Raw genomic sequence first — 24,457 nt, forward strand, 5'->3', positions numbered from 1 at the left:
CGTACGCCCCTCAAGGTTGTAGGAGAAAAAATTGGCAGCACCGAAGACGGCCGCGCGTAAGCCCCGCCGCAAAGAGAAGAAGAACGTCGCCGTGGGCCAGGCCCACATCAAGAGCACGTTCAACAACACGATCGTCTCGATCACCGACCCCTCGGGCGCCGTCCTGAGCTGGGCCTCGTCCGGCGCCGTCGGCTTCAAGGGTTCGCGCAAGTCGACCCCGTTCGCCGCGCAGCTCGCCGCCGAGTCCGCGGCTCGCCAGGCGCAGGAGCACGGCGTCAAGAAGGTCGACGTCTTCGTCAAGGGCCCGGGTTCGGGTCGCGAGACGGCGATCCGTTCGCTCCAGGCCGCCGGCCTCGAGGTCGGTTCGATCAACGACGTCACCCCCCAGGCGCACAACGGCTGCCGCCCGCCGAAGCGTCGTCGCGTCTAACTGAGTTACCGCCCGCCGCACCCGGCTCGGGCCCTGTCACCGGGGTCCGCGGGTGCGGCGGGCTCCCCCGCGTCAGCACCGCCTCCCGCGTGTTCGCCCGAGGTGCCCACAACTCAACAGACCCGACGGGCCAGCCACCTGTCGTACCGCCAAGAGTCATATAGCGGACTCTTCGCCGAAAGGAATCCACAGTGCTCATTGCACAGCGCCCCACCCTCACCGAGGAGAACATCTCGGAGTTCCGCTCCCGCTTCGTGATCGAGCCGCTCGAGCCCGGCTTCGGTTACACCCTCGGCAACTCGCTGCGCCGCACGCTTCTCTCGTCGATCCCCGGCGCTGCTGTCACCAGCATCCGCATCGACGGCGTGCTGCACGAGTTCACGACCGTTCCCGGCGTGAAAGAAGACGTCACCGAGGTCATCCTCAACATCAAGCAGCTGGTCGTGGCGAGCGAGCACGACGAGCCCATCACGGCCTACCTGCGCAAGCAGGGCGCCGGCCAGGTCACGGCCGCCGACATCTCGGCCCCGGCCGGTGTCGAGATCCACAACCCCGAGCTCGTCATCGCCACGCTGAACGACAAGGCGAAGTTCGAACTCGAGCTCACGATCGAGCGTGGCCGCGGCTACGTGTCGGCCGTGCAGAACCGCAGCGAGTTCAGCGAGGCCGGTCAGATCCCGATCGACTCGATCTACTCGCCCGTGCTCAAGGTCACCTACCGCGTCGAGGCGACTCGTGCCGGTGAGCGCACCGACTTCGACCGTCTGGTCGTCGACGTCGAGTCGAAGCCGTCGATCTCGCCGCGTGACGCCATCGCGTCGGCCGGTCGCACGCTGACCGAGCTCTTCGGTCTGGCCCGCGAGCTCAACACCGCTGCCGAGGGCATCGAGATCGGCCCCGCGCCGGTCGACGCCGTCCTGTCCAGCGAGCTGCAGACCCCGATCGAAGACCTCGACCTGTCGGTCCGCAGCTACAACTGCCTGAAGCGCGAGGGCATCAACACGGTGTCCGAGCTGGTCGCCCTCTCCGAGACCCAGCTGATGAACATCCGCAACTTCGGTCAGAAGTCGGTCGACGAGGTGAAGGACAAGCTCGTCGAGCTCGGCCTCTCGCTGAAAGACACGGTCCCCGGGTTCGACGGAGCCCACTTCTACAGCGGTTACGACGAAGAAGAGACCACCAACTAGGTCCCTCCGCCCGACGCCCTCCACTCTCGACTCACTTAGGAACAGACAATGCCCAAGCCCACCAAGGGACCCCGCCTCGGAGGCGGCCCGGCGCACGAGCGCCTCATGCTGGCCAACCTGGCCGCCTCGCTCTTCGAGCACAAGACCATCAAGACGACCGAGACCAAGGCCAAGCGCCTCCGTCCCGTCGCCGAGCGTCTCGTGACCTTCGCGAAGCGTGGCGACCTGCACTCGCGTCGCCGTGCCATGCAGACCCTGCGCAACAACAAAGAGGCCGCGCACATCCTCTTCACCGAGATCGCCCCGCTGGTCGAGAACCGTGACGGTGGCTACACCCGCATCACGAAGCTCGGCTTCCGCAAGGGTGACAACGCGTCGATGGTGTCGATCGAGCTCGTCCTCGAGCCCGTGACCCCCAAGGTCAAGAACTCGAAGACCACGGCCTCGGCGGCTCCGGTCGCCGAGCCCGTCGAGGACGAGCCCACCGAGGCTCCCGTCGACGAGACCGAGACCGTCGAGGAGTCCGCTCCCGTCGAGACCGAGACCGAGACGGCTGCCGCCGACGAGGTCGAGGCCGACGCCGCCGCCAAGTCGGACGACGCAGCGGCCAAGTAGTCCCCCCAGCACCACCCGGAGGGCCCGTCACCGTGAGGTGACGGGCCCTCCGTCGTGCACGGTGCCGTGACGAGGTGACGCCGGGGTCCGCAGAAGTGCTGACTGGCCCCCCGGGCGGGGGTCGTTTACCTTTGCGAGACCTCTGCGACACCTGTGGTGCACCTGTGCCGCCTACCGTGTTCGGAGCCCCGACCCGATCACGAAGGACGTCATGTCGCCACGACCCCGCCCTCGCACGGCACCTGCCCTGACCACAGGGCTCGCCCTGACCACGGGCCTCGCCCTGGCCCTCGGCCTCGCGCCCCTCGCCCCGGCGGACCCCGCCGTCGCGGCGCCCGACGGTTCGTCCGTCGTCATCAACGAGGCCTATCTGAAGGGCGGCAGCGCCAACGCGCCCTTCGACCGCAAATTCGTCGAGCTGTACAACCCGACGACGGCGACGGTCTCGCTGGCGGGCTGGTCGTTGCAGTACCGGTCGGCCACCGGCACGGGGGCCTTCTCGACGGCCGCCCTCAGCGGCGACATCGCCGCCGACGGGTACTTCCTGGTGGCGATCCCCGGGAACGGCACGACCGGAGCGGCCCTGCCCGAGCCCGACGCGTCGGTGTCGCTCAACCCCAGCGGTACGACGGGCACCCTCGCCCTGTCGGACGGCACCGCGCCCCTCGCCCTGACCCCGGGGCCGGTCGCGACCGGCACCCCGGGCGTCGTCGACCTGCTCGGCTACGGTGCGTCGGCCACGTACGAGACCAGCGTCGCGCCGGTGACCGGCACGAACGGCACGCCGAACTCGCTCGCCCGAGCAGCCGGCGCCGACACCGACGTCAACTCGGTCGACTTCATGACCCAGACCACGGTCACGCCGCAGAACTCGGGAGGCACCGGCAGCGAGCCCACGCCCGACCCCGAGCCGCAGCCCGAGCCGACTCCCGAGGCCGACCTCACCATCGCCCAGATCCAGGGCGCGACCGACACGAGCCCCTACGCGGGGCGCACCGTCACGACGCGCGGCGTCGTCACGGCGACGTACCCGACGGGTGGCCTGAACGGCTACGTCGTCCAGACCCCCGGTTCAGGAGGCGCGCTCGACCTCTCGACGCACGTCGCGTCCGACGCGCTGTTCGTGTACTCCGCGAGCACCGCCTCCTCGGTCGCCGTCGGCGACTACGTCGAGCTCGACGGGCAGGTGACCGAGTTCTACGGGCTGACGCAGATCACCGTCGCCGGGGTCTCGCAGGTGCGGAAGCTCGACGCGTCGGGCGTCACGGCGCCCGCGCCGGCCACGGTCGGGTTACCGGCCACGGACGCCGCGCGCGAGTCGCTGGAGAGCATGCTCGTCCTGCCGCAGGGCGAGTTCACCGTCGCCGACGTCTACACGACGAACCAGTACGGCGAGGTGGCGCTGGCGGCCGGTGGCGAGCCGCTGCTCCAGCCGACCGAGGTCGCCCGTCCGGGCAGCCCGGAGGCGGCCGCGGTCGCGGCGGACAACGCGGCGCGGTCCGTGACGCTCGACGACGGCCAGTCGACGAACTTCTTCACGAACCAGTCCGCGCCGGTCTCGTACCTGTCCAACGAGAACCCGGTCACGGTGGGCGCCTCGGTCGCCTTCACCGAACCCGTCGTCGTCGACTACCGCAACTCGACCTGGAAGTACCAGCCGACCACGGTCGTCACGGGCGACACCCCCTACGCGGACCTGCCGGTCACGTTCGAGGACATCCGCACCGACGCCCCGCGCGACGTCGGCGGTGACGTCACCCTGGCCAGCTTCAACGTGTTGAACTACTTCACGACCACGGGCGATCAACTGTCCGGCTGCACGTACTACCGGGATCGCGCCGGCGCACCCGTGACCGTCAACAGCGGCTGCGACGCCCGGGGGGCCGCGGACGCCGCGAACCTCGCGCGCCAACAGGTCAAGATCGTCACGGCCGTCAACGCGCTCGGCGCCGACGTCGTCTCGCTCGAGGAGATCGAGAACTCGGCCCGGTTCGGCAAGGACCGCGACGCGGCCCTGTCGACCCTGGTCACCGCGCTGAACGCCGCCGCGGGCAGCGAGGTCTGGTCGTTCGTCCCGTCGCCTCCGGCGTCGGCTCGACCGGCCAACGAGGACGTCATCCGACTCGCGTTCATCTACAAGCGGGCCGCCGTCGAGATGGTGGGCGACTCGAGCATCCTGACCGGCTCGGCCGCCTTCAGCAACGCTCGGCAGCCGCTGTCGCAGGCCTTCCGCCCGATCGGCGGTGGCGCCGACGCGACCTTCGTCGCCATCGCCAACCACTTCAAGTCGAAGGGCAGCGGGTCGGGTGCCGACGCCGACATGGGCGACGGCCAGGGCGGTTCCAACGGCTCGCGCGTCAACCAGGCGAACGCCCTGGTCGCCTTCGCGGCCGACCGCGAGGCCGCCGCGGGCACCGACAAGGTGTTCCTCCTCGGCGACTTCAACGCCTACTCGCAGGAGGACCCGATCGAGGTGCTGCGCGAGGCCGGGTACACGGATCTCGGTTCCACCGAGACCGAGGAGTACAGCTACGTGTTCGGCGGGTTGAGCGGCTCGCTCGACCACGTGCTCGCCTCGCCGGCCGCCGCCGGGGCCGTCACGGGCGTGGACATCTGGAACATCAACTCGGTCGAGGGCATCGGCCTCGAGTACAGCCGCTTCAACTACAACGCGAAGCAGCTGTACCAGCCCGACCAGTTCCGCTCGAGCGACCACGACCCCGTGGTCGTCGGCGTCGAGCTCGTGGCCGACGCCGAGCCGGGCGAGCCCGAGCAGCCGGGTGGTCCCGGGCAGCCCGGGGAGCCCGAGCAGCCGGGCCACGGGGGAGGCGCGCCCACGGTGGTGCAGATCGTCACGGCGATCGTCTCGGCCGTGATCGGCTGGTTCGTCAAGCTGTTCGGCGGTCGCTGGCGGTGACCGCCGCCGACGGCTCGCCCGTCGGGTCGTGATCGACGAGGCCCTGCGCCCCCGGCGCAGGGCCTCGTCCCGTCTCGTAGGATCGTGGGGTGACGAAAGACGAGCAGGCCCTGACGCGCCTCCGTCTCGGTGTCGCCTACGACGGCACCGGCTTCTCGGGCTGGAGCGAGCAGCCAGGCCGTCGCACGGTGCAGGGCGAGATCGAGGCCGCGTTGCAGACCCTCTTCCGCCGGCTCGGCGACGTGCCGACGGTCACCGTGGCGGGCCGCACCGACGCCGGAGTCCACGCGCGCGGGCAGGTGGTGCACCTCGACCTCACCGCCGCCCAGATCGCGCAGCTGCAGAAACCCCACCGAGGCCTGCGCGACCAGTCGCCGCTCGATGCCCCGACCGTGCTGGCCCGGCGCCTGAACGGGCTGGCGGGCGCGACCGACGAGATCGTGATCTCGGGTGCGCGAGTCGCGCCTCCGGGATTCCACGCCCGGTTCGGCGCCCTCTGGCGACGGTACGAGTACCGCATCGCCGACCGGGGCACCGAACGTGACCCGACGAGGCGCAGCCACACCCTCTGGTACGACCAGCGCCTCGACCTCGACCTGATGAACGCCACGGCGACGGGCCTGCTCGGCCTGCACGACTGGGCCGCCTACTGTCGGCACCGCGACTACGCGACCACCATCCGCGAGCTGCAGGAGTTCTCGTGGAGGCGCGAGGCCGACGGTGTGCTCGTCGCCTCGGTGCAGGCCGACGCGTTCTGCCACAACCTCGTGCGCAACCTCGTCGGCGCGTGCGTCGCCGTCGGCGAGGGGGCGATGGAGGCGCACCGCGCGGTGGGCGTGCGCCGCGAGGCCCAGCGCAACGGCGAGTTCCGCGTCGTCCCCGCCCACGGGCTCACGATGGTCGAGGTCGGCTATCCACCCGACGACGAGATGGCCGCCCGGGTGGCCCTGACCCAGGTGAAGCGGTCGCACGACCAGCTGGGGGAGTGACGTCCTCGTCCGGAACGGTCGACGGTTGACCGTCGTGCCCGTGTCGGGTAACGTCAACCCTTGGTGTCTGCGCAACTGCGCGCGTTCGCCCGAAGTTGAGCCCTCCACCTGACTCGTTCTCACCATCTCTGTGGTGACAACGGCAACGGAGCGGGATTCACGAACCTCTCACCTCGACCAGAAAGCAGCACTACTGTGACGCGCACTTTCTCCCCCAAGCCGGCTGACGTTCAGCCGAACTGGCTGATCATCGACGCCAACGACGTCGTGCTCGGCCGCCTCGCGAGCCACGTGGCAGCCCTGCTGCGCGGCAAGCACAAGCCGACCTTCGCCCCCCACATGGACATGGGCGACTTCGTCATCGTCATCAACGCCGACAAGGTGGCCCTCACCGGCTCCAAGCTGGCCGAGAAGCTCTACTACCGTCACTCGGGCTACCCGGGCGGCATCACGGCCACCACGTACTCCGAGATGGTCGAGAAGCACCCCACCCGTGCGGTCGAGAAGGCCATCCGTGGCATGCTGCCGAAGAACTCGCTGGGCCGTGCCCAGATCAAGAAGCTGAAGGTGTACGCGGGTGCCGAGCACCCCCACGCTGCTCAGCAGCCCACGGTTTACACCCTCGACCAGGTCGCCCAGTAGCGTCCGCCTTCAGACTTAAGGACCCCCACACAGTGGCTCAGATCGCAGATTCCATCGACCAGGCTCCCGAGAGCTTCACCACCGAGAGCTCGGCCCCCGAGGCCGCCGCGACACCCCGCCCCGTGCTGAGCGTCGGCGGTTCCGCCGTCGGTCGCCGCAAAGAGGCCATCGCCCGTGCACGCCTCACGCCCGGCTCCGGCACGATCGTCGTGAACGGTCGCACCCTCGAGGACTACTTCCCCAACAAGCTGCACCAGCAGCTGATCAACGACCCGTTCAAGGTCCTCGACCTGCTCGGCTCGTACGACGTGGCCGTCAAGGTCACCGGTGGTGGCCCCTCGGGCCAGGCCGGTGCCCTCCGTCTCGCCATCGCCCGTGCGCTGAACGAGATCGACCGCGAGAACAACCGCGCCACGCTCAAGAAGGCCGGCTTCCTCACCCGTGACGCCCGCGTCATCGAGCGCAAGAAGGCCGGTCTCAAGAAGGCCCGCAAGGCCTCGCAGTTCTCGAAGCGCTAACCAGCACCACACAAGGCAGGTCTCGCGATGTCGCGTTTGTTCGGTACCGACGGTGTGAGAGGCCTCGCCAACCGTGAGTTGACCGCCGCGCTCGCCCTGGGGCTCTCCCAGGCGAGCGCGGTGGTGCTCACGAAGGGGCATCACGCCGATGCCCGCCGTGCCGAGGGGCGGCGACCCGTCGCCGTCGTCGCGCGCGACCCCCGCATCTCCGGTGAGTTCCTCACCGCGGCCGTCTGCGCCGGGCTCGCCAGCTCCGGCGTCGACGTCCTCGACGCCGGGGTCATCCCGACCCCCGCGGCGGCCTTCCTGGTCGACGACATCGGCGCCGACTTCGGCGTGATGATCAGCGCGTCTCACAACCCGGCGCCCGACAACGGCATCAAGTTCTTCGCCTTCGGCGGCACCAAGCTGCCCGACGAGGTGGAGGACCGCATCGAGGCCGCGATGGCCGACCCGCAGTTGATGCCGATCGGCGGCGACGTCGGCCGCATCCGCCGGTTCGCCGACGCCGAGGACCGCTACGTGCTGCACCTGCTCGGTGCCCTGCCCAACCGGCTCGACGGCATCCACGTCGTGCTCGACTGCGCCCACGGCGCCGCCTCGGCCGTCTCTCCCGAGGTCTTCACCGACGCCGGCGCCACCGTCACCCTGATCGGGGCCGATCCCGACGGCGTCAACATCAACGACGGCGTGGGGTCCACCCACCTCGACAACCTCGCCGAGGCCGTGCTCGAGCACGGCGCCGACGTGGGCATCGCGCACGACGGCGACGCCGACCGCTGCCTCGCCGTCGACGCCACCGGCGCCGTGGTCGACGGTGACCAGATCATGGCGATCATCGCCGTGGCCCAGAAAGAGCGCGGTGCCCTGGTCGACGACACGCTCGTCGCGACGGTCATGAGCAACCTCGGCCTCCTGCGCGCCATGGCCGAGCACGGCATCACGGTGCGCCAGACCAAGGTCGGCGACCGCTACGTGCTCGAGGACATGAACGAGCACGGCTTCTCCCTCGGCGGCGAGCAGTCCGGCCACATCGTCTTCGCCGACTACGCCACCACCGGCGACGGCATCCTCACCGGCCTCTCGCTCGTGGCCCGCATGGCCGCGACGGGCAAGAGCCTGGCCGAGCTCGCCTCGGTCATGACAGTCTTCCCGCAGATCATGATCAACGTGCGCGACGTCGACCGCTCACGAGCCGCGTCCGACGAGGGCGTGGCCGAGGCCGTCCGCCGGTTCGAGGCCGAGCTCGGCGACACCGGCCGCGTGTTGCTGCGCCCCTCGGGCACCGAGCCCGTCGTGCGCGTGATGGTCGAGGCCGCCGACCAGGCGACAGCCGACCGTGTCGCCCACGCCCTGGCCGACGTCGTCCGCGAGCGACTCGCCCTCTGAGCCGCGCGCCGGACGGGGCGCGACGTCGCGGCGACGTCACCCGCGCCTCCTGACCGGGGCCCGGCTCCGCCGCCGCGCGTCAGATCTTGCGGAGCAGCACCGAACTGACCTTGTGGTCGGCGGCCTTGCGCAGGACGAGCGTCGCCCGTGACCGGGTCGGCAGCACGTTCTCGATCAGGTTGGGCTCGTTGACCGACCTCCAGATGCCCGAGGCGAACGACCGGGCCTCGGGCTCGCTCATGTCGGCGAAGCGGTGGAAGAACGAACGCTCCTGCGTGAACGCGCCCTTCTGCAGCGCGAGGAATCGCTCGACGAACCAGTTCTCGATGTCACCGGTGCGGGCGTCGACGTAGACCGTGAAGTCGAAGAGGTCGCTCAGGGCGAGCCGGCCGGCCACGGCGGGCTGCAGCACGTTCAGCCCCTCGACGATCAGGATGTCTGGTCGACGGACCACGACCTCGGCGCTCGGCATGATGTCGTAGCTCGTGTGCGAGTAGAAGGGTGCGCGCACCTCTTCGGCGCCGCTCTTGACCTGCGAGACGAACCGCAGCAGGTGGCGGCGGTCGTACGACTCGGGGAACCCCTTGCGGCTCATGATGCCTCGGCGTTCGAGCTCGGCGTTCGGGTAGAGGAACCCGTCGGTGGTCACCAGCTCGACGCGGGGGGTGTCGTCCCACCGGCTGAGCAGCTCGCGGAGGAGGCGCGCGACGGTGGACTTGCCGACGGCCACCGACCCGGCGACCCCGATCACGAACGGCGTGCGCTGGGCTCGTTCGCCGAGGAAGTCGCTCGTCGCCCGGTGCAGGTTGCGGGCGCCGGCGGCGTAGAGGTTGAGCAGGCGGCTGAGCGGGACGTAGACGTCCTGCACCTCGCGCATGTCGAGGCGGTCGCCGAGACCGCGCAGCTGCACGATCTCGGTCTCGGTCAGGGGCAGGCGCGTCGTCGGGGCGAGGTCGGCCCAGGCGTCGCGTCCGATCTCGACGAAGGGGCTCGCGTGCACGGCGGAGGGCGCGGTCGTCGGGTTGGCTTCGGCCATGCGCACGAGGCTACCGGTCCGTGGTCGGCGCGCGTCGGCACGGCCCGCCGGGCTCTCGGACGGGAACCTCTAGGATCGACCCCATGTGTGGAATCGTGGGATACGTCGGAACGGGTGACAAGAGCATCGAGGTGCTGCTGGGCGGCCTCAAGCGACTCGAGTACCGCGGGTACGACTCGGCGGGCGTCGCCGTGATCGACGCCGCGGGCGACCTCGGCACCCGCAAGAAGGCCGGCAAGCTGCAGGTGCTCGTCGACGACCTCGAGGCGACGCCGCTGACCGACGGCACGACCGGCATCGGTCACACCCGCTGGGCGACCCACGGTGGCCCGACCGACGCGAACGCGCACCCCCACCTGGCCGACGACGGCAAGCTGGCCCTCATCCACAACGGCATCATCGAGAACTTCTCCGAGCTCAAGGCCGAGCTGCTCGCCGAGGGCGTCGAGTTCCTCAGCGAGACCGACTCCGAGGTCGCCGCGCACCTGGTCGCCCGGGCCTACCGCGCCTCCGGTGACCTGACCGAGGCCCTGCGCACGGTCGTCAACACCCTCGACGGCGCCTTCACCCTGCTCGTCGTGCACGCCGACCAGCCGGGCGTCGTCGTCGGCGCCCGTCGCAACTCGCCCCTGGTCATCGGCCTGGGCGACGGCGAGAACTTCCTCGGCAGCGACGTGGCGGCCTTCGTGGCGCACACCCGTCGTGCCATGTCGATCGGGCAGGACCAGCTCGTGACGATCCGCCCCGACTCGGTCGAGGTCGTCGACTTCACCGGAGCGCCTGTCGAGACGACCGAGTTCGAGGTCGACTGGGACGCCTCGGCCGCCGAGAAGGGTGGCTGGTCCAGCTTCATGGCGAAAGAGATCAGCGAAGAGCCCGAGGCCGTCGCCAAGACGCTGCTCGGCCGCATCACGGCCGAGGGTGCCGTGACCCTGACCGAGCTCGACGGCGTGCGCGAGCGCCTCCTCACCGTCGACCGCGTCATCGTCATCGCCTGTGGCACGGCCGCGTACGCCGGCATCCTGGGCAAGTACGCCATCGAGCAGTGGGCCCGCGTCCCCGTCGAGGTCGAGCTGGCCCACGAGTTCCGCTACCGCGACCCGGTGCTCGACGAGAAGACCCTCGTGGTGTCGATCAGCCAGTCGGGCGAGACGATGGACACCCTGATGGCGGTCAAGTACGCCCGCGAGCAGGGCGCCCAGGTGCTCTCGATCTGCAACACGCAGGGCTCGACGATCCCGCGCGAGTCCGACGCCGTGCTCTACACGCACGCCGGACCCGAGGTCGCCGTCGCGTCGACCAAGGCGTTCGTCGCCCAGGGCACCGCGCTCTTCCTGCTCGGCCTGCACCTGGCGACCCTGCGGGGCACGCTCAGCACCGAGGCCATCGCCGAGCAGGTCGCCGACCTGCACGAGATCCCCGGCAAGATCGAGCAGGTGCTCGAGTCGTCCGAGCGCATCAAGACCCTCGCCGGATGGATGGCCGACACGCGCTCGGTGCTCTTCCTCGGTCGTCACGTGGGCTACCCGATCGCCCTCGAAGGGGCGCTCAAGCTCAAGGAACTCGCCTACATCCACGCCGAGGGCTTCGCCGCCGGCGAGCTGAAGCACGGCCCCATCGCCCTGATCGAGCCCGGTCAGATCGTCTTCGTGGTCGTTCCCAGCCCGCGCGACCCGCGGTCGCTGCACCCCAAGGTCGTCTCGAACATCCAAGAGATCCGCGCGCGCGGCGCCCGGGTCATCGCGATCGCCGAAGAGGGCGACGCCGCGGTGCTGCCGTTCGCCGACGAGGTGCTGCACATCCCGCTGGCTGCTCCGCTCTTCGAGCCGCTGCTGTCGGTCGTGCCGCTGCACATCTTCGGCATGGAGCTCGCGGCCGCCAAGGGACTCGACGTCGACCAGCCACGCAACCTGGCCAAGTCGGTCACCGTCGAGTAGCGGGTCGTGCAGCCGGGGCAGGGAGTCGGGCGGGTGAGGACGTGATCGTGGGCATCGGCGTCGACGTCGTCGACCTCGATCGCTTTGGCCGCTCGATCGATCGCACCCCGGCGCTCGCCACGCGCCTGTTCCGAGCGGACGAGCTCGTCCTCCGTGACGGCAGCCCCCGCGGGCGGCAGTCGCTCGCGGCCCGCTTCGCCGCCAAGGAGGCGCTGATCAAGTCCCTGGGCGGCTCCACCGGGGTGCGCTGGCACGACGTCGTGGTCGTCTCCGACGACCAGGGAGCCCCGTCGCTCGTGTTGAGCGGGGGAGCACGGTCGCTGGCGGACTCGCGAGGCGTCTCGCACCTCCACCTGTCGCTCAGCCACGACGGCGGGGTGGCTGTCGCCTACGTGGTCGCCGAGGGCGACGGCCGCGTCCCCTCCCCTCACGACGACGCACACCACGAAGGGGCGGTCCGATGACCCACGACGTCACCATCACCGTCGACACGGCCGCGTTGCGGCACAACGTCGAGACGCTGCGGGCCGCCGTCGCTCCGGCGGCGGTCATGGCCGTGGTCAAGGCGAACGCCTACGGGCACGGCGCCGTCGAGTGCGCCCGGGCCTTCGTCGAGGCCGGCGTCGACTGGCTCGGCGTGGCAGACCTGGCCGAGGCCGTGGCCCTGCGGCGAGCCGGTGTCGAGGCGCCCGTGCTCGCCTGGCTGCACGCCCCCGACGAGGACTTCGTCGAGGCCGCCGCGCTCGGCATCACCCCGGCCGTGTCGAGCGTCGACCAACTCGAGGCTGCCGTGGCGGCCGGCGTCCGCGCCGTGCACCTGGCCGTCGACACGGGTCTGAGCCGCAACGGGGCCGTCGAATCCGAGTGGCCCGAGCTCTTCGAGCGCGCGGCCGGACACGCCGCCGTCGTGCCGATCGAGGGGCTGATGACCCACGTGTCGAACGCCTCGTCCGAGGACGACGGCCTGCAGGCGGCCCGGTTCGCACGCGCGTCCGAGATGCTCGACGAACTCGGCGTGCGACCGCCCCTGCTGCACATCGCCGCCTCGGCGGCCGCGCTGGACTACGTCGGGTCGAGGGCGACCATGGTGCGCTTCGGCCTCGCGACGTACGGCCTCAGCCCGTACGCCGACCGCACCTCGGCCGAGCTCGGCCTGCGACCGGCCATGACCCTCACGGCGCCGGTGACCACCGTCAAGCGCATCCCCGCGGGCGAAGGCGTGTCGTACGGCTACCTCTTCCGCCCCGAACGCGACACCTCCATCGCGATCGTGCCGGTCGGGTACGCCGACGGCGTCGACCGTGCCGCGAGCGAGCGGGCATCGGTCACGATCGGCCAGCGCACCTATCGGGTGCGCGGGCGCATCGCGATGAACGCACTCGTCATCGACGTGGGCGACGACCCGGTCGAGATCGGGGACGAGGTCGTGCTGTTCGGCGACCCGGCGCTGGGCCGGCAGTCCGCCGCCGACTGGGCCGAGGCCATCGGTGGCATCACCTACGAGGTCGTCGCCTGCCTGGCGGCCGGCCTCACCCGGAGGTACCTCGCATGAGCGGCACCGCGTCCCTCCGTCGGGCGACGGTCGACCTGGGCGCCTACCGGGCGAACCTCGAGTCGTTGATCGCCCGTCTCGACCCGGTCGAGATCCTGGCCATCGTCAAGGCCGATGCCTACTCGCACGGGGCCGACGTGCTCGTGCCCGAGGCCGTCGCGGCGGGCATCCGCTGGTTCGGAACGGTCGAGCTGGCTCCGGCCCTCCGACTGCGACGGCTGGGCATCGGCGGCGACGCGGCGTTCTTCGCCTGGCAGCTCAGCCCGTCCGACGACCTCGACGCCGCCGTCGACCTGCAGGTCGACCTGGGCGTGTCCACGATCGAGCAGCTCGAGTCCGTCGCCTCCGCCGCGCGGGCCCGGGGCGGAGTCGCCCTGGTCCACCTGACGATCGACACCGGGCTGCACCGCGAGGGCTGCCTGCCCTCGGACTGGCCGGCTTTCGTCACCCGCGCGGTCGAGTTGCGTGACGAGGGCGTGGTCCGCCTGCGCGGGATCTTCTCGCACGTCAGCGAGACGAGCGAGGCCGACGACCAGGCCGCGGCCCGGGTGTTCGAGAGGGCGGTCGCCGACGCCGAGGCGCTCGGCGCCACCGTCGAGAAGCGGCACATGTCGTCGAGCTCGGCCGCGCTCGAGCACCCGGAGCGGCGCTTCGACATGGTGCGCATGGGGTCGAACGGCCTGGGCATCCCGGTCACCGAGGGCGTGACCGCCGCCGACCGCGGGCTGCGCCAGGTGCTCACGTTGAGCGCGTCGGTCGTCAAGGTCAAGCGCGTCGCGGCGGGCACCGGTGTCTCGTACGACTACACGTTCCGTGCGCCGACCGACACGACGTTGGCGCTCGTGCCCCTCGGCTACGCCGACGGTGTCAGCCGGCGGGCACAGGGTGCCGTGCACGTCGTCGTGGCCGGCCGACCCCGACCGATCGTGGGCCGGGTCGCCATGGACCAGTTCCTCGTCGACGTGGGCGACGACGCGGTCGCGGTCGGTGACGAGGTCGTGCTCTTCGGGCCGGGCGACCAGGGTGAGATGACCATCGGCGAGTGGGCCGACGCGACCGACACGATCCCCGAAGAGGTCGCCTGCCGCATCGGAGCCCGGGTGCCGCGCGTCTACGTCGGCGGCCGGCCGTGACCACCACGGTCGGTGCGGTCGAGCTGACCGTCCCCGATGCCGAGGCGATGGAGGCGCTGGGCCGTCGGGTGTCCGGCCTGCTGCGCGCAGGTGACCTGCTGGTCCTGACCGGGCCGCTCGGCGCCGGCAAGACCACCTTCACGCGGGGCCTCGGCGAGGGGCTCGAGGTGAGGGGCCAGGTCGCGAGCCCGACGTTCGTCCTGGCCAGGACGCACCCCACCGCCTCGGGGGTGCCCCTCGTGCACGTCGACGCCTACCGGCTCGCGGGCGAGGCCGAGCTCGACGACCTCGACCTCGACTACGAGGGCTCGATCGTCGTGGTCGAGTGGGGCGCGGGCCTGCTCGACGGGGTCGCCGAGTCGTGGCTCGACGTCGTCATCGAGCGACCGACGGGCGGGGTCGACGGGCGCGACGCCGCGGTCGCGGAGGACGAGCCCGCGGACGACGTGCCGGAGGAGCCGAGGCGGGTGGTGATCACCGCGCACGGCGCTCGCTGGGCCGGTGTCGACCTGCCCACCGCCTGACCGTCGCGGGTCGGCCCACCCTCACCGGGGGTCGTGAGGACTGCTCTGCTCCAGGTATGCTCGCCAGGTTCCACCACTTAACCCGGGAGTGTCCGTTGGATCCTCAGCACTACTGGCGCGCTCTCCTGAAGAGTTGGCCCCTCGTCGTCGTCCTCGCCCTCCTCGGCGGGGCCGCCGGGTACGCCTACGCTCAGGCGCAACCCGACTCGTTCCGGGCGACGAGCAGTGTCTTCGTCTCGGCGACCGAGGGTTCCGACCCCAATGAGTTGTTGCAGGGGTCGTCGTACACGCAGAACCTCGTGCAGAGTTACACGCGCCTGGCGACCTCGTCCGTCGTGCTCGAACCGGTCATCGAGCAGATGGGGCTCGACCTGACCCCCACCCAGCTGGCGCGCCAGATCACCGCCGAGAACCCCCTGAACACCGTCATCATCGACGTCGCCGTGGTCGACGGCAGCGCGCAGCGCGCGGCCGACGTCGCCAACGCCGTCACGATCTCGCTGAGCCGGCAGGCCCGGGCCCTGTCGCCCGAGAACACCGCCGGCAACTCCACCCTGAGCGTGGCGCCGATCGCCGAGGCGACGCCGCCGACGCAGCCGGTCAGCCCGAACCGTCGCCTGATCGCCCTGAGCGGCCTCGCCGTCGGTGCCGTGCTCGGCATCGCGCTGGCACTGCTCCGCTCGGTGGTCGACACCCGACTCCGCACCGCGCGTGACGTGGAGGAACTGCACCTCGTGCCCCTCCTCGGCAGCGTCGCGCGCCGCAGCCGCGGTGTGCTCGCCCTGTCCGACGAGCCGCAGGGCGCGGCGGCGGACGACTTCCGCCGCATCCGTGCCCAGTTGCAGTTCGCCGACGTCGACCGGGCCACCCGCACCATCGCCGTCTCGTCCGTCGCGGCCGACGAGCGGGAGGGGCGGGCGGCGGTCGCCCTCGACCTCGCCCTGGCCTTCGCCGAACGCGGTCTCCGCGTGCTGGTCGTGGACGCGGACCTGCGCGGCAGCGGCCTGGCCGAGCTCGCGGCCGTCTCGGACGAGGTCGGCCTGACCGACGTCGTCGTCGGCCGGCTCGAGTTCGCCGCCGCCGTGACGCCGTGGCGCGACGGCGTCGACATCCTGACGGCCGGCGACGTGCCGCCGAACCCGAGCCCCCTGCTCAGCTCGCGCTCGATGGCGCTGCTGCTCGAGACCGCCCGCGAACGCTACGACGTCGTCGTGGTCGACGCCCCCGCCGTCCTCACGTCGTCCGACACGCTCGAGATCGGCCGCCTGACCGACGGCGTCGTCATCGTCGCCACGGCCGGCCGGTCGACCCGTCCGCGGCTCGCGTCGGCGGTCCATGCCCTCGAGAACGTCAAGGTGCGCGTGATCGGAGTCGTCTTCGACGGCGTCACCGGGGGCAAGCAGCGGGCGTCGCACGACCTGCCGCCGTCGGTGCTCGTGCCCGTCTCGACGTCGTCCCACGAGCAGACCTTCCCCTTCGCCCGCGAGGCGGCGGGTGGGCGAGCCGTGTCCGGCGGCGGGCCGACCTCGGCCGACCCGGGGTCGTCGGGCGGATCCCGCCGCACCACGGGTCACCCGGGCGACGCCACCTCGTGAGCCCGACCCGCCCGTCTCGGAGTCGCGCACCGCGCCTCCCCGCGGTCCGGCTCTACGAGTCCCTGCGCACGGCGCACCTCGAACGGGCGCACGACCTGGCGCCCGCCAGCATCGTCTACCGGGTCACCCGGTACGACTTCGACGCGTCGCTCGCCGAAGGGCTCGACCTCGTCCCCGCCGGCCCGCTCGGCTCGGCCTGGCTCATCGCGCGGTCCCGCGTCGAGACGCTCGAGGTCAACGAGCCGCTGATGACGTCGAGCCTGCCGACGACCGCGATGGTGCTGGCCGCGCTCGCGGTGCGCCGGCGACTCACCGGTCGCCGCACGATCGTCGTCAGCTACCTGATCGGCAACGCCGACCCGTTCGACGCGGCGACGGCCCCGCGCCTGCGGACGCGACTGCGCCGACGCGGTGAACGCCTGCTGGCCCGCGCGGTCTGGCGGCGACTCGACCGGGTGGTCTTCGGGACGGACGCCGCCCGTGAGACGTACACGCGCCTCCTCGGCGATCCGTCGCCCCGAACCGTCGCGACCACCGTGCCCGCGCTGCCCACCCGGCACCCGGACGCCCGGGGTGGCGGGGCCCGCCCACCTTCGGTCGCGTTCGTCGGCTCGTTCGTCGAGCGCAAGGGCCTCCGGGTGCTCGCGGCCGCCTGGCCGCTCGTCGTCGCGGCACGACCCGACGCGACGCTGACGCTGCTCGGCAAGGGCACGCTCGAGCAGGAGGTGCGGGCCCTGTCGGCCACGCAGCCCTCGGTCACCGTCGAGGTCGATCCGCCGCGCCCGCGCATCCACTCCGTGCTCGACGAGGCACGTGTGCTCGTGCTCTGGTCGCAGCCGAGCCCGACCTGGCGCGAACAGGTCGGACTACCGATCGTCGAGGGGCTGTCGCACGGGTGCACCGTCGTGACGACGACCGAGACCGGCCTCGCCGACTGGCTCGGCGCTCACGGCCACGTGGTCGCCGGCGACCCCCGGTCGCACCGGGTGCTGGCCGACGCGATCGTCGAGGCCCTCGACGCGGGGCGCACCGCCGACGACGTGCTGGCCGACCTGCCCGACCGGGACGGACGCCTCGCCGCGGACGACCGGCTGTTCGGTCGCGTCTCGTGACCCGCGGGACCACGGGTTCGGCCGGTCGTCCTCGCCGGGGCGGCGCCATGGCCGCGGTCGGCTCGACCGCGGCGACGAAAGTGATCGTCATGGGGCTGTCGGGCGTGCTCGGCATCATCACGAGCCGCATGATCATCCAGAACTTCGGCACCGACGCCTACGCCCAGTACGGCCTGCTCTCGACCTTCCCGACGCTGCTGCCGTTCGCCGACCTCGGCATCGCCGCGATCGTGATCAACGCGGTCGCGGGGTCGTCGTCGGTCCGCACGGACGACTTCGTCAAGCGCTCGATCGTCACGGCCTTCCGGGTGCTGCTCGTCTCGGGCGGCATCATGGTCGCCGTCGCCCTGCTCATCACGCTCGCCGGCTGGTGGCCCGTGCTGCTCGGCGAGGGACTGCTGCCCGACGGGGGCTCGCTGGCGGCGGGCCTCTGCCTCGCGGTGTTCGGCCTGGTGATCCCGTTGACGGTCGGCCAGCGAATCCTGGTGGGGCTGAAGAAGACCAGCACGCAGGTCGCCAGCCAGGCCGTCGTGGCGCCGTTCATGTTGCTCGCCATCGGCTCGGCCGTCATGTTCAGCGTGCCGGTCGGCAGCTACCTCGCCGTCATCTCGTACGTGGCCAACAGCCTCGTCTCGGTGATCTGCCTGATCGTCGCGGCCCGTGCGCTGTCGCCGCAGATCGGCTCCGCCGTCAAGCTGGTGCCGCGCGTCCGCAGCTACCGTGGCGTGCCGGCGCTGGGGCTCGCCTGGCCCATGCTCGTGCAGATGATCGCCCTGCCGGTCGCGATGCAGACGGGCCGCCTGCTGCTGAGCCATCTGGCCGGGCCGGACGAGCTCGCCCAGTACAACCTCGCCTCGCAGCTGTTCGGCATCGTGCTGCAGACCGTCGCGGCGGCGGGCATCGCCCTCTGGCCGGTCTACGCGGCGGCACGCACCGCCGGGCGGGTGGAGTCGCCGACCGTGCCGACCCTGTGGTTCCTGCTCGGGGGGCTCGTGCTGGGCACGGCGCTCGCCGTGCTGAGCCCGTTCCTGGCGCGGTTCGTGTCGGGTGGGGCGATCACGCTCGACGGCTGGATGCTCGTCGGCTTCGTGGTCTTCGTCGGGCTGCAGGCGGCGAAGTACCCGGTCGGCATGTACATGACCGACAAGACCGGGCTGGTCTTCCAGGTGCTGCCCATCGTGCTGATGGTGCCGCTCAACCTGGGGTTGTCGTGGTGGTTCATCGGGCTCGTCGGCGCCGCCGGGCCCGTCCTGGGCTCGGCCGTGTCGGTCGCGCTCTGCCAACTCGTGCCGAACCTCTGGTACGTGTCGCGCGACCTCGGACGGCGTCGCGCCGAGGCGGCGGCCGATGGCGTGGTCGACGAGTCGGCGGACGGCACCACGGCGGCCGCAGGCCTCGACGTCGACGAGCAGCGCGGTGACGAGACCGCGACCGACCAGGCGATCGCCGAGCGAGCGGTGGCCGAGCGGGCCGCCGACGAGCGCGCGCGCGACGGCCGTACCGGTGACGACGAGAAGGAGGCGCGGTGATCGAGGTCCTCTTCGCCCACGAACGCGACGTGGCCGGCTGGGCCGCCGACCACGCGGCGGGTCGCCGCCCCGGCCGGTGGCCGTACGGCCTCGAGGCGCTGCGCGACACGGACCAGGAGGCGCGCATCGCGTCGGTGACCGAACCCGGCCGCCTGCAGGTGCTGCGCGACCGGGTGGTGCCGCGCCGCGCCTCCTCGTCCGGGGCCGCGTCGAGCGACGTCGGGGTGACCTGGGACGAGAACGTGGCCCGGCGAATGCTGCTCACCCGGCCGCACGAGCGGATGTACACGGGCGTGATCTGGGTGACCGACCGGGTCGAGCGCGGGCAGGACGTCGGACGCATGCGCGACGTGCTGCGGCGGATGAGCGGGCTCTGGGTGATCAGCCGGGGGCAGGTCGAGCCGCTGCGACGGTTCGTCGGCGAGGACGGCCCACCGGTCGGGTTCTTCACCTTCGGGGTCGACGAGGAGTTCTTCGCGGCGCGGCCGTGGCCCGACCGGCCGATGGTGCTCAGCATCGGCGGCGACCGCGACCGTGACCCCGCCACGCTGTTCGCGGCGCTCGAGCGGGTGCACGCCGACCGGCCGGACGTCGAGCTGGTGGTGCAGACGACGAGCGACGCGGCGCCTCCCGCGGGCGTCACCGTGGTGCCGCACGTGTCGCACCGCGAGTTGGCCGAGCTGTACGCGCGGGCGTCGGTCGTGGCCGTCGCGACGCGTGACAACCTGCACGCGTCGGGCATGACGGTCAGCCTCGAGGCCATGGCCACGGGGCGGCCCGTCGTGATGACGGACACACCGGGCATCGAGGACTACGTGGCGCACGAGCGCACGGGGCTGCTCTCGCCGGTGGGGGACCCGTCGGCGCTCGCCGCACACGTGCTGCGGCTGCTCGGCGACGAGACCGAGGCACGCGCGTTCGGCGCGGCCGGTCGGGCCCTCGTCGAGGAGCGCCTGACGACGCGGCACCTGGCGGCGTCGCTGGCGGAGTTCGTCGGCGGCTGACGTCGGGGCGTGACGTCGAGGACCGTGGCCCTCTGACGCGGGATGGCGCCCGGCGCGTCGCGGGCGGCAGGATCGACGTGCACCGAGGGGCGAGATCCTCGGCGGAGGGAGCCGATCGTGCCGACGTCGGACGGACGACCGCGGTGACCGCGTCGCAACGACGAGCCTTGTGGGTGCTCCCGGTCTTCGCCTTGGCCGGGGTGTACGTCGTGGTCATGAGCACGAACGCGTGGGTCGACCCCGACCCCGAGCAGCGTGCCCGGCTGGCCGGTGACTGGCCGATCGCCGGCGCCGTCTGGTTCAGGGTGGGGCTCGGCTACGTCGGTGCCCTGGCGGCCTTCGTGCTCACCGGGTTCTTCGCCGTGCTGTTCGCCCGCGAGTGGCTCTTCGTCCGTCGTACGCGTCGCCCGTCGGGATCGCCGGGTGACGAGGGTGCGGGGGCGTCCAGGAGCGCCGGGCGCCCGCGTCACAGCCGGGCCACGGTCCCGATCGACCCGGCACGGGTCCGCACCGTGCTCGTCGTCAGCCCTCGGGGCCTCGGACGGAGCGTGATGGCCGCCGCGTACCTGCGCGTCCTCGTCGACGACGAGTACTTCGTCGACGTCCGCGGCATCGACCCGCCGGACGGGCCGGTGCCGCCCGTGACGCAGCGCGACGTGTCCATCGTGATGGGAATGGACAACGTCTGGGTGGCACCCGGGCAGACACCGAAGCGAGTCATGGCGGCCCCGGTCCGAGCGGCCGACCTCGTGGTGCGGCTCGGGTGTCCGGACGCCTTTCCCGTGCCTCGCTCGACACCCGTGCTCGACTGGGACGTGCCCGACCCGATCGGTGCCGGTCTCGTCGACGTCTTCCCCATCAGGGACGAGATCAGGCGACGGGTCGAGGCACTCGCCGAACTGCTCGGACTCGAACGCCGCTCGCTGGATCGGAGGGACCGCGACATCCCCGGGCAGCGACACACCGAGGCGGAGGGCCGGGCGACGATCGCCTATCCGGCGGACGCCGGCACGGCAGGCAGCAGCGCCGACGAGACCGCTGCCGGGTGGTTCGCCGCCGCGGAGGCGCGTCTGCTGGTCGAGATCGTCGACGCCCCCGAGCGGGCCGCGGAGATCAACGACCGCGGTCCGTTCGCGCCCGACTTCGTCGTGCCCTGGGTGGCCGCGGTCGGAGCCGCCCGGTCCGCCCTCGACGACGAGTTGACCTGGCGCGGCGTCGGCGACGCGCGGACCCTGGCCGAGGACGCCGTGGCCCTCGTCGTCGAATGGCTCGAGGCGGTGGGTGTCCTCCGGCCCTTGTCGGATGGACGACGGGACGCCCTGCGCGAGTCCGGTCGGGCGCAGCGGAGTCACGACGACCCGCCCGAACGGTGGCCTCGGGGCCTGGCGGGTGAGTACCCGGCGATGGCGGAGATGCGGCATGGCGAAGAGGACTTCGACACCTGGGAGGTCGTGCCCACCGCGGCGCTGCGCGTCTACCCGGGCCTCGCGGGGGAGTGGGCCGGCGTGACCGCCTACCTGCCCGTCGTCGACGGGAGCGTGGCCGGGCCGCGGGTACCACCGCCTGACACCCCGGCGTGATCGCAGCGGGTGGCCGGGCCCAGGAGCCGTCAGTCGCCCGGGAGGTCCAGTTGCGAGCCGCGACGGCCCTCTCGTGGCGGGGCCGACCGGGCGGGTGGCGGCGGGGCCGGCGGCAGCACCAGCGCCCGATCACGTGCCGCGTCGGCCCGTCCGACGGCGACCACGGAGCCCAGGCACGTCGCCGACTGGATGAGGCCGAGCAGCGCCGGCAGCACGAGGAACGTCAGCTGGCCGTCGGACGGGAGCCCTGAGACGACGAGTGCGGCCCAGGCGAGGAGCCACGCCGCCGGCAACCAGACGGATCGGCTCACGACGGCCACGGACGTGCCGATCAGCCGCCCGGCCGCCGCGACGACCTCGTCGCGGTCGGCGGGCTCGATCTCGGGCGGGCGCGCGCCGAACTGACGCTCGATGCGTTCACTCCGGCGCCAGTCCCCGAGCGGAGCCCCGGGCGCGGGAGCGGCCGAACGGTCGACCACCGGGCAGAGCGTCGCGACCAGACAGCCCAGGCCGGCCGAGAAGAGCGCGATCGTGGCGGCGTCACGGGCGGGCGGCCCGTCCACGAGGCCCCAGCACGCGTCGGCGACGACGAGGAAGGCCCCGAGGGCGGTGGCGGCGAGCCCGCTCACGCGCGTTCTGCGGCGAACCCTGCCGGCGTCGAGGAACTCAGCCCGGCGCGCCCGGTAGACGCTCCAGCCACGCCGCACCGCCCCCACGTGCCTCGGCGGACGATCCCTCGAGTCTGCCTTCGATGAAGTCATCACGGAGCGCCCGCAGCACGCCGCCGCAACTCGGCCGCGACGATCCGACGCCCTTCGAGCACGGCCCGCAGCCCGACGAGCAGCGTGCCCGGCGATCGGACGAACTGTCGCCGGCCGCCCTGCAGCAGCACCTCCCACGCGATGCGCGGGGTCAGCCCGCGCCACCGGCGCAGGTCGTCGTCACCGAGGTGCTTCGCGGCGAACATCAGCCGGTTGCGGATGTTGTACCGGTAGTAGCCGGCCGACTTCGCCTGCCCCGACCGGTCCGCCCCGCCGGCGGTCTGCGTGCCGCCCTCGGCATGGACGACGGTGACGTCCTCGAGCAGTCGCAGCGCGCCTCCTGCGCTGACCACGCGACGGGACAGGTCGACGTCCTCCCAGTACAGGAAGTAGTCGTCGTCGAAGCCTCCGCAGCGCTGCCAGAGCTCGTCGCTCAGCACGAGGCAGGCGCCGCTCAGCCACTCCTCGACGCGGGCGCCGGGCTCGCGTCGACGACGCGACCGGATGCGGCCGTCGTCGAGGTAGAGGTCGCTGCCGGCCGACCAGAGGCTGCCGTCGGGGCGCAGCACGGTCGGCGCGCTCATCGTCAACGGTTCGGACGAGGAGGCGCGGCGCAGGGCGGCGAGGGCCCCGGCGTTCGCGACGGCGTCCGGGTTGAGCAGCACGTGGTGGCGCGCCCCGGCCTCGCGGGCCCGGGCGACGCCGAGGTTGACCCCGGTGCCGAAGCCCTCGTTGCCGTCGGGAGCGACGACCAGCCACCCCTCGGCCGCGGCCAGCTCGGTCACCCGGGCACGTTCGGCCGAACCCGACCAGTTGTCGACGACGACCACGACGAGACCGTCGGTCGCCCGCGAGACGGGCGCGAGGTTCTGCCGCAGCAGGTCGGTCGAGCCGTAGTTGACGACCACCACCGACAGACCGGCGAGCGACTCACCCACGGTTCGTCCCCCGTCCACCCGCAGGAGGCGCGGCGAGCGACCCGGCGCCGGTCGCCGACCTGACATGCTGGGGGCTGTGACGACCGACCCGACCGCACCGCGCCTCCTGACGATCGCCGTGCTGACCTTCCGCCGGCCGCGTGATCTCGACGCGGTGCTGCCGCTGCTCGTGGACCAGGCCCGTGGCGTGCGCGCGCTCGGCGTCGAGGCGCGCGTGCTCGTCGTCGACAACGACGCGAGCGGTTCGGGACGTGAACGCGTCGAGGCGGCGGCGCTCGCCGCGGCCGGCACCGGTGACGGTGTGACCGTGGACTACGTCGTCGAGGCCACGCCGGGCATCGCCTCGGCCCGCAACCGGGCCCTGGGCGAGAGCGGCGACAGCGACCTGCTGGTCTTCATCGACGACGACGAGCGGCCGTCCGAGGCGTGGCTGGGCGCGCTGGTCGCCCTGCAGGCCGAGACCGGCGCCGCGGCCGTCGTCGGGCCCGTGCGCAGCGAGTACGAGGTCGAACCCGAGCCGTTCATCGTCGAGGGCCGGTTCTTCGTGCGTCGCCGCCTCGCGACCGGTACCTCCGTCGACGTGGCCGCCACCAACAACCTGCTGCTCGACCTCGCCGAGGTGCGCCGCCAGGGGCTGACCTTCGACGTGGCGCTCGGTCAGCTCGGTGGCGAGGACACCCTCTTCACCCGCAGCCTCGTCGCGGGCGGCGGAACGATCCTCTGGTGCGCCGAGGCCGTCGTCACCGACGTCGTCCCCGCTCACCGCGTCACCCGGCGCTGGGTGGTGCAGCGGGCCTACAGCAGCGGCAACGGCTGGGCGTTGACCTCGGTGATGCTGTCCGAGCGAGGGGCCTCGCGACTGGCCACGCGCCTCCGGCTCTCGGCGAAGGGCGTCGTGCGCGTCGCGGGCGGGCTGGCCCGCTACGCGGTGGGCACGGTCACCCGACCGCTCGGTCGACGGTCGCTCGGCCAGCGCGCCCGCGGCATCCGCACGATGGCCCGCGGCGCCGGCATGGTGGCGGGCGCGTGGGGTGCCGGGTACTGCGAGTACGGCCGCGGCGACGGCTGA

At 72.1% G+C, this 24,457-nt stretch carries 22 protein-coding genes; 19 read left to right on the forward strand and 3 right to left on the reverse strand.

Annotation, left to right across the window (positions count from 1 at the left end; translation table 11 throughout):
- Positions 1-31 precede the first annotated feature (31 nt).
- The 8 genes from rpsK (at position 32) to glmM (ending at position 8,687) form a co-directional block, all read left to right on the forward strand.
- The gene (gene rpsK / locus EDF50_RS11075) at positions 32-430 is read left to right on the forward strand and encodes a 30S ribosomal protein S11 (protein WP_043593323.1); all 399 of its coding nucleotides are present in this window, start codon (positions 32-34) and stop codon (positions 428-430) included.
- 191 nt (positions 431-621) lie between these two features.
- Complete coding sequence (locus tag EDF50_RS11080) at positions 622-1,617, forward strand: DNA-directed RNA polymerase subunit alpha (protein ID WP_043593322.1); 996 nt, start codon at positions 622-624, stop codon at positions 1,615-1,617.
- 48 nt (positions 1,618-1,665) lie between these two features.
- Positions 1,666-2,232, forward strand: a complete 567-nt coding sequence (gene rplQ, locus EDF50_RS11085) for a 50S ribosomal protein L17 (protein WP_123519591.1) — start codon at positions 1,666-1,668, stop codon at positions 2,230-2,232.
- Between the two features lie 211 nt (positions 2,233-2,443).
- Positions 2,444-5,149 (forward strand): ExeM/NucH family extracellular endonuclease, encoded by a 2,706-nt coding sequence (locus EDF50_RS11090; RefSeq protein ID WP_123519592.1) that lies wholly within the window; start codon positions 2,444-2,446, stop codon positions 5,147-5,149.
- An 89-nt stretch (positions 5,150-5,238) separates the two neighbouring features.
- Positions 5,239-6,138, forward strand: a complete 900-nt coding sequence (locus tag EDF50_RS11095; RefSeq protein WP_199738733.1) for a tRNA pseudouridine(38-40) synthase TruA — start codon at positions 5,239-5,241, stop codon at positions 6,136-6,138.
- A gap of 195 nt (positions 6,139-6,333) precedes the next feature.
- Positions 6,334-6,780 carry a 50S ribosomal protein L13 gene (rplM, locus tag EDF50_RS11100; RefSeq protein ID WP_043593314.1) on the forward strand — a complete coding sequence of 149 codons (447 nt, stop codon included), beginning with the start codon at positions 6,334-6,336 and terminating at the stop codon, positions 6,778-6,780.
- Positions 6,781-6,812: 32 nt separating this feature from the next.
- Entirely contained in the window at positions 6,813-7,298 is a 486-nt protein-coding gene (gene rpsI / locus EDF50_RS11105) for a 30S ribosomal protein S9 (protein ID WP_082059799.1), read from the forward strand.
- A gap of 27 nt (positions 7,299-7,325) precedes the next feature.
- Positions 7,326-8,687, forward strand: a complete 1,362-nt coding sequence (gene glmM, locus EDF50_RS11110; protein ID WP_123519593.1) for a phosphoglucosamine mutase — start codon at positions 7,326-7,328, stop codon at positions 8,685-8,687.
- 79 nt (positions 8,688-8,766) lie between these two features.
- Here glmM and coaA read toward each other — a convergent pair whose 3' ends face one another.
- Complete coding sequence (gene coaA / locus EDF50_RS11115; RefSeq protein ID WP_123519594.1) at positions 8,767-9,723, reverse strand: type I pantothenate kinase; 957 nt, start codon at positions 9,721-9,723, stop codon at positions 8,767-8,769.
- Positions 9,724-9,806: 83 nt separating this feature from the next.
- Between coaA and glmS the strand changes: the two genes are divergently transcribed.
- From glmS to EDF50_RS11165, 10 genes are all read left to right on the forward strand, one after another.
- Positions 9,807-11,660 (forward strand): glutamine--fructose-6-phosphate transaminase (isomerizing), encoded by a 1,854-nt coding sequence (glmS, locus tag EDF50_RS11120; protein WP_123519595.1) that lies wholly within the window; start codon positions 9,807-9,809, stop codon positions 11,658-11,660.
- A gap of 41 nt (positions 11,661-11,701) precedes the next feature.
- The gene (locus tag EDF50_RS11125) at positions 11,702-12,124 is read left to right on the forward strand and encodes a holo-ACP synthase (RefSeq protein WP_123519596.1); all 423 of its coding nucleotides are present in this window, start codon (positions 11,702-11,704) and stop codon (positions 12,122-12,124) included.
- The gene (gene alr, locus EDF50_RS11130) at positions 12,121-13,212 is read left to right on the forward strand and encodes an alanine racemase (RefSeq protein ID WP_123519597.1); all 1,092 of its coding nucleotides are present in this window, start codon (positions 12,121-12,123) and stop codon (positions 13,210-13,212) included. Before EDF50_RS11125 ends, alr (EDF50_RS11130) begins: the two co-directional genes overlap by 4 nt.
- Positions 13,209-14,345: an alanine racemase gene (gene alr / locus EDF50_RS11135; protein WP_123519598.1), complete on the forward strand. Its 1,137-nt coding sequence runs from the start codon at positions 13,209-13,211 to the stop codon at positions 14,343-14,345. The genes alr (EDF50_RS11130) and alr (EDF50_RS11135) overlap by 4 nt, the downstream gene beginning before the upstream one ends.
- Before the next feature lie 47 nt (positions 14,346-14,392).
- The gene (tsaE, locus tag EDF50_RS11140; RefSeq protein WP_233570596.1) at positions 14,393-14,869 is read left to right on the forward strand and encodes a tRNA (adenosine(37)-N6)-threonylcarbamoyltransferase complex ATPase subunit type 1 TsaE; all 477 of its coding nucleotides are present in this window, start codon (positions 14,393-14,395) and stop codon (positions 14,867-14,869) included.
- 95 nt (positions 14,870-14,964) lie between these two features.
- Entirely contained in the window at positions 14,965-16,464 is a 1,500-nt protein-coding gene (locus EDF50_RS11145; protein ID WP_158612696.1) for a polysaccharide biosynthesis tyrosine autokinase, read from the forward strand.
- A complete protein-coding gene (locus EDF50_RS11150; RefSeq protein WP_199738734.1) occupies positions 16,461-17,576 on the forward strand; it encodes a glycosyltransferase family 4 protein in 1,116 nt (371 codons plus the stop codon). Before EDF50_RS11145 ends, EDF50_RS11150 begins: the two co-directional genes overlap by 4 nt.
- Positions 17,573-19,105: a lipopolysaccharide biosynthesis protein gene (locus EDF50_RS11155; RefSeq protein ID WP_199738735.1), complete on the forward strand. Its 1,533-nt coding sequence runs from the start codon at positions 17,573-17,575 to the stop codon at positions 19,103-19,105. Before EDF50_RS11150 ends, EDF50_RS11155 begins: the two co-directional genes overlap by 4 nt.
- Positions 19,102-20,109: a glycosyltransferase family 4 protein gene (locus tag EDF50_RS11160; RefSeq protein WP_233570559.1), complete on the forward strand. Its 1,008-nt coding sequence runs from the start codon at positions 19,102-19,104 to the stop codon at positions 20,107-20,109. Before EDF50_RS11155 ends, EDF50_RS11160 begins: the two co-directional genes overlap by 4 nt.
- Before the next feature lie 215 nt (positions 20,110-20,324).
- Positions 20,325-21,689, forward strand: a complete 1,365-nt coding sequence (locus EDF50_RS11165; RefSeq protein ID WP_148076822.1) for a hypothetical protein — start codon at positions 20,325-20,327, stop codon at positions 21,687-21,689.
- Positions 21,690-21,718: 29 nt separating this feature from the next.
- On the opposite strand, the gene EDF50_RS11170 is transcribed toward EDF50_RS11165, so the two are convergent.
- Together EDF50_RS11170 and EDF50_RS11175 are read right to left on the reverse strand one after the other, a co-directional pair.
- Complete coding sequence (locus EDF50_RS11170) at positions 21,719-22,318, reverse strand: hypothetical protein (RefSeq protein WP_123519602.1); 600 nt, start codon at positions 22,316-22,318, stop codon at positions 21,719-21,721.
- Between the two features lie 131 nt (positions 22,319-22,449).
- Entirely contained in the window at positions 22,450-23,388 is a 939-nt protein-coding gene (locus EDF50_RS11175) for a glycosyltransferase family 2 protein (protein WP_233570562.1), read from the reverse strand.
- 76 nt (positions 23,389-23,464) lie between these two features.
- Here EDF50_RS11175 and EDF50_RS11180 point away from each other — a divergent pair, with 76 nt between their 5' ends.
- Entirely contained in the window at positions 23,465-24,457 is a 993-nt protein-coding gene (locus EDF50_RS11180) for a glycosyltransferase family 2 protein (RefSeq protein WP_233570564.1), read from the forward strand.

Origin of the sequence: Frigoribacterium sp. PhB24, from assembly GCF_003755185.1 — a bacterium.
Lineage (GTDB): Bacteria > Actinomycetota > Actinomycetes > Actinomycetales > Microbacteriaceae > Frigoribacterium.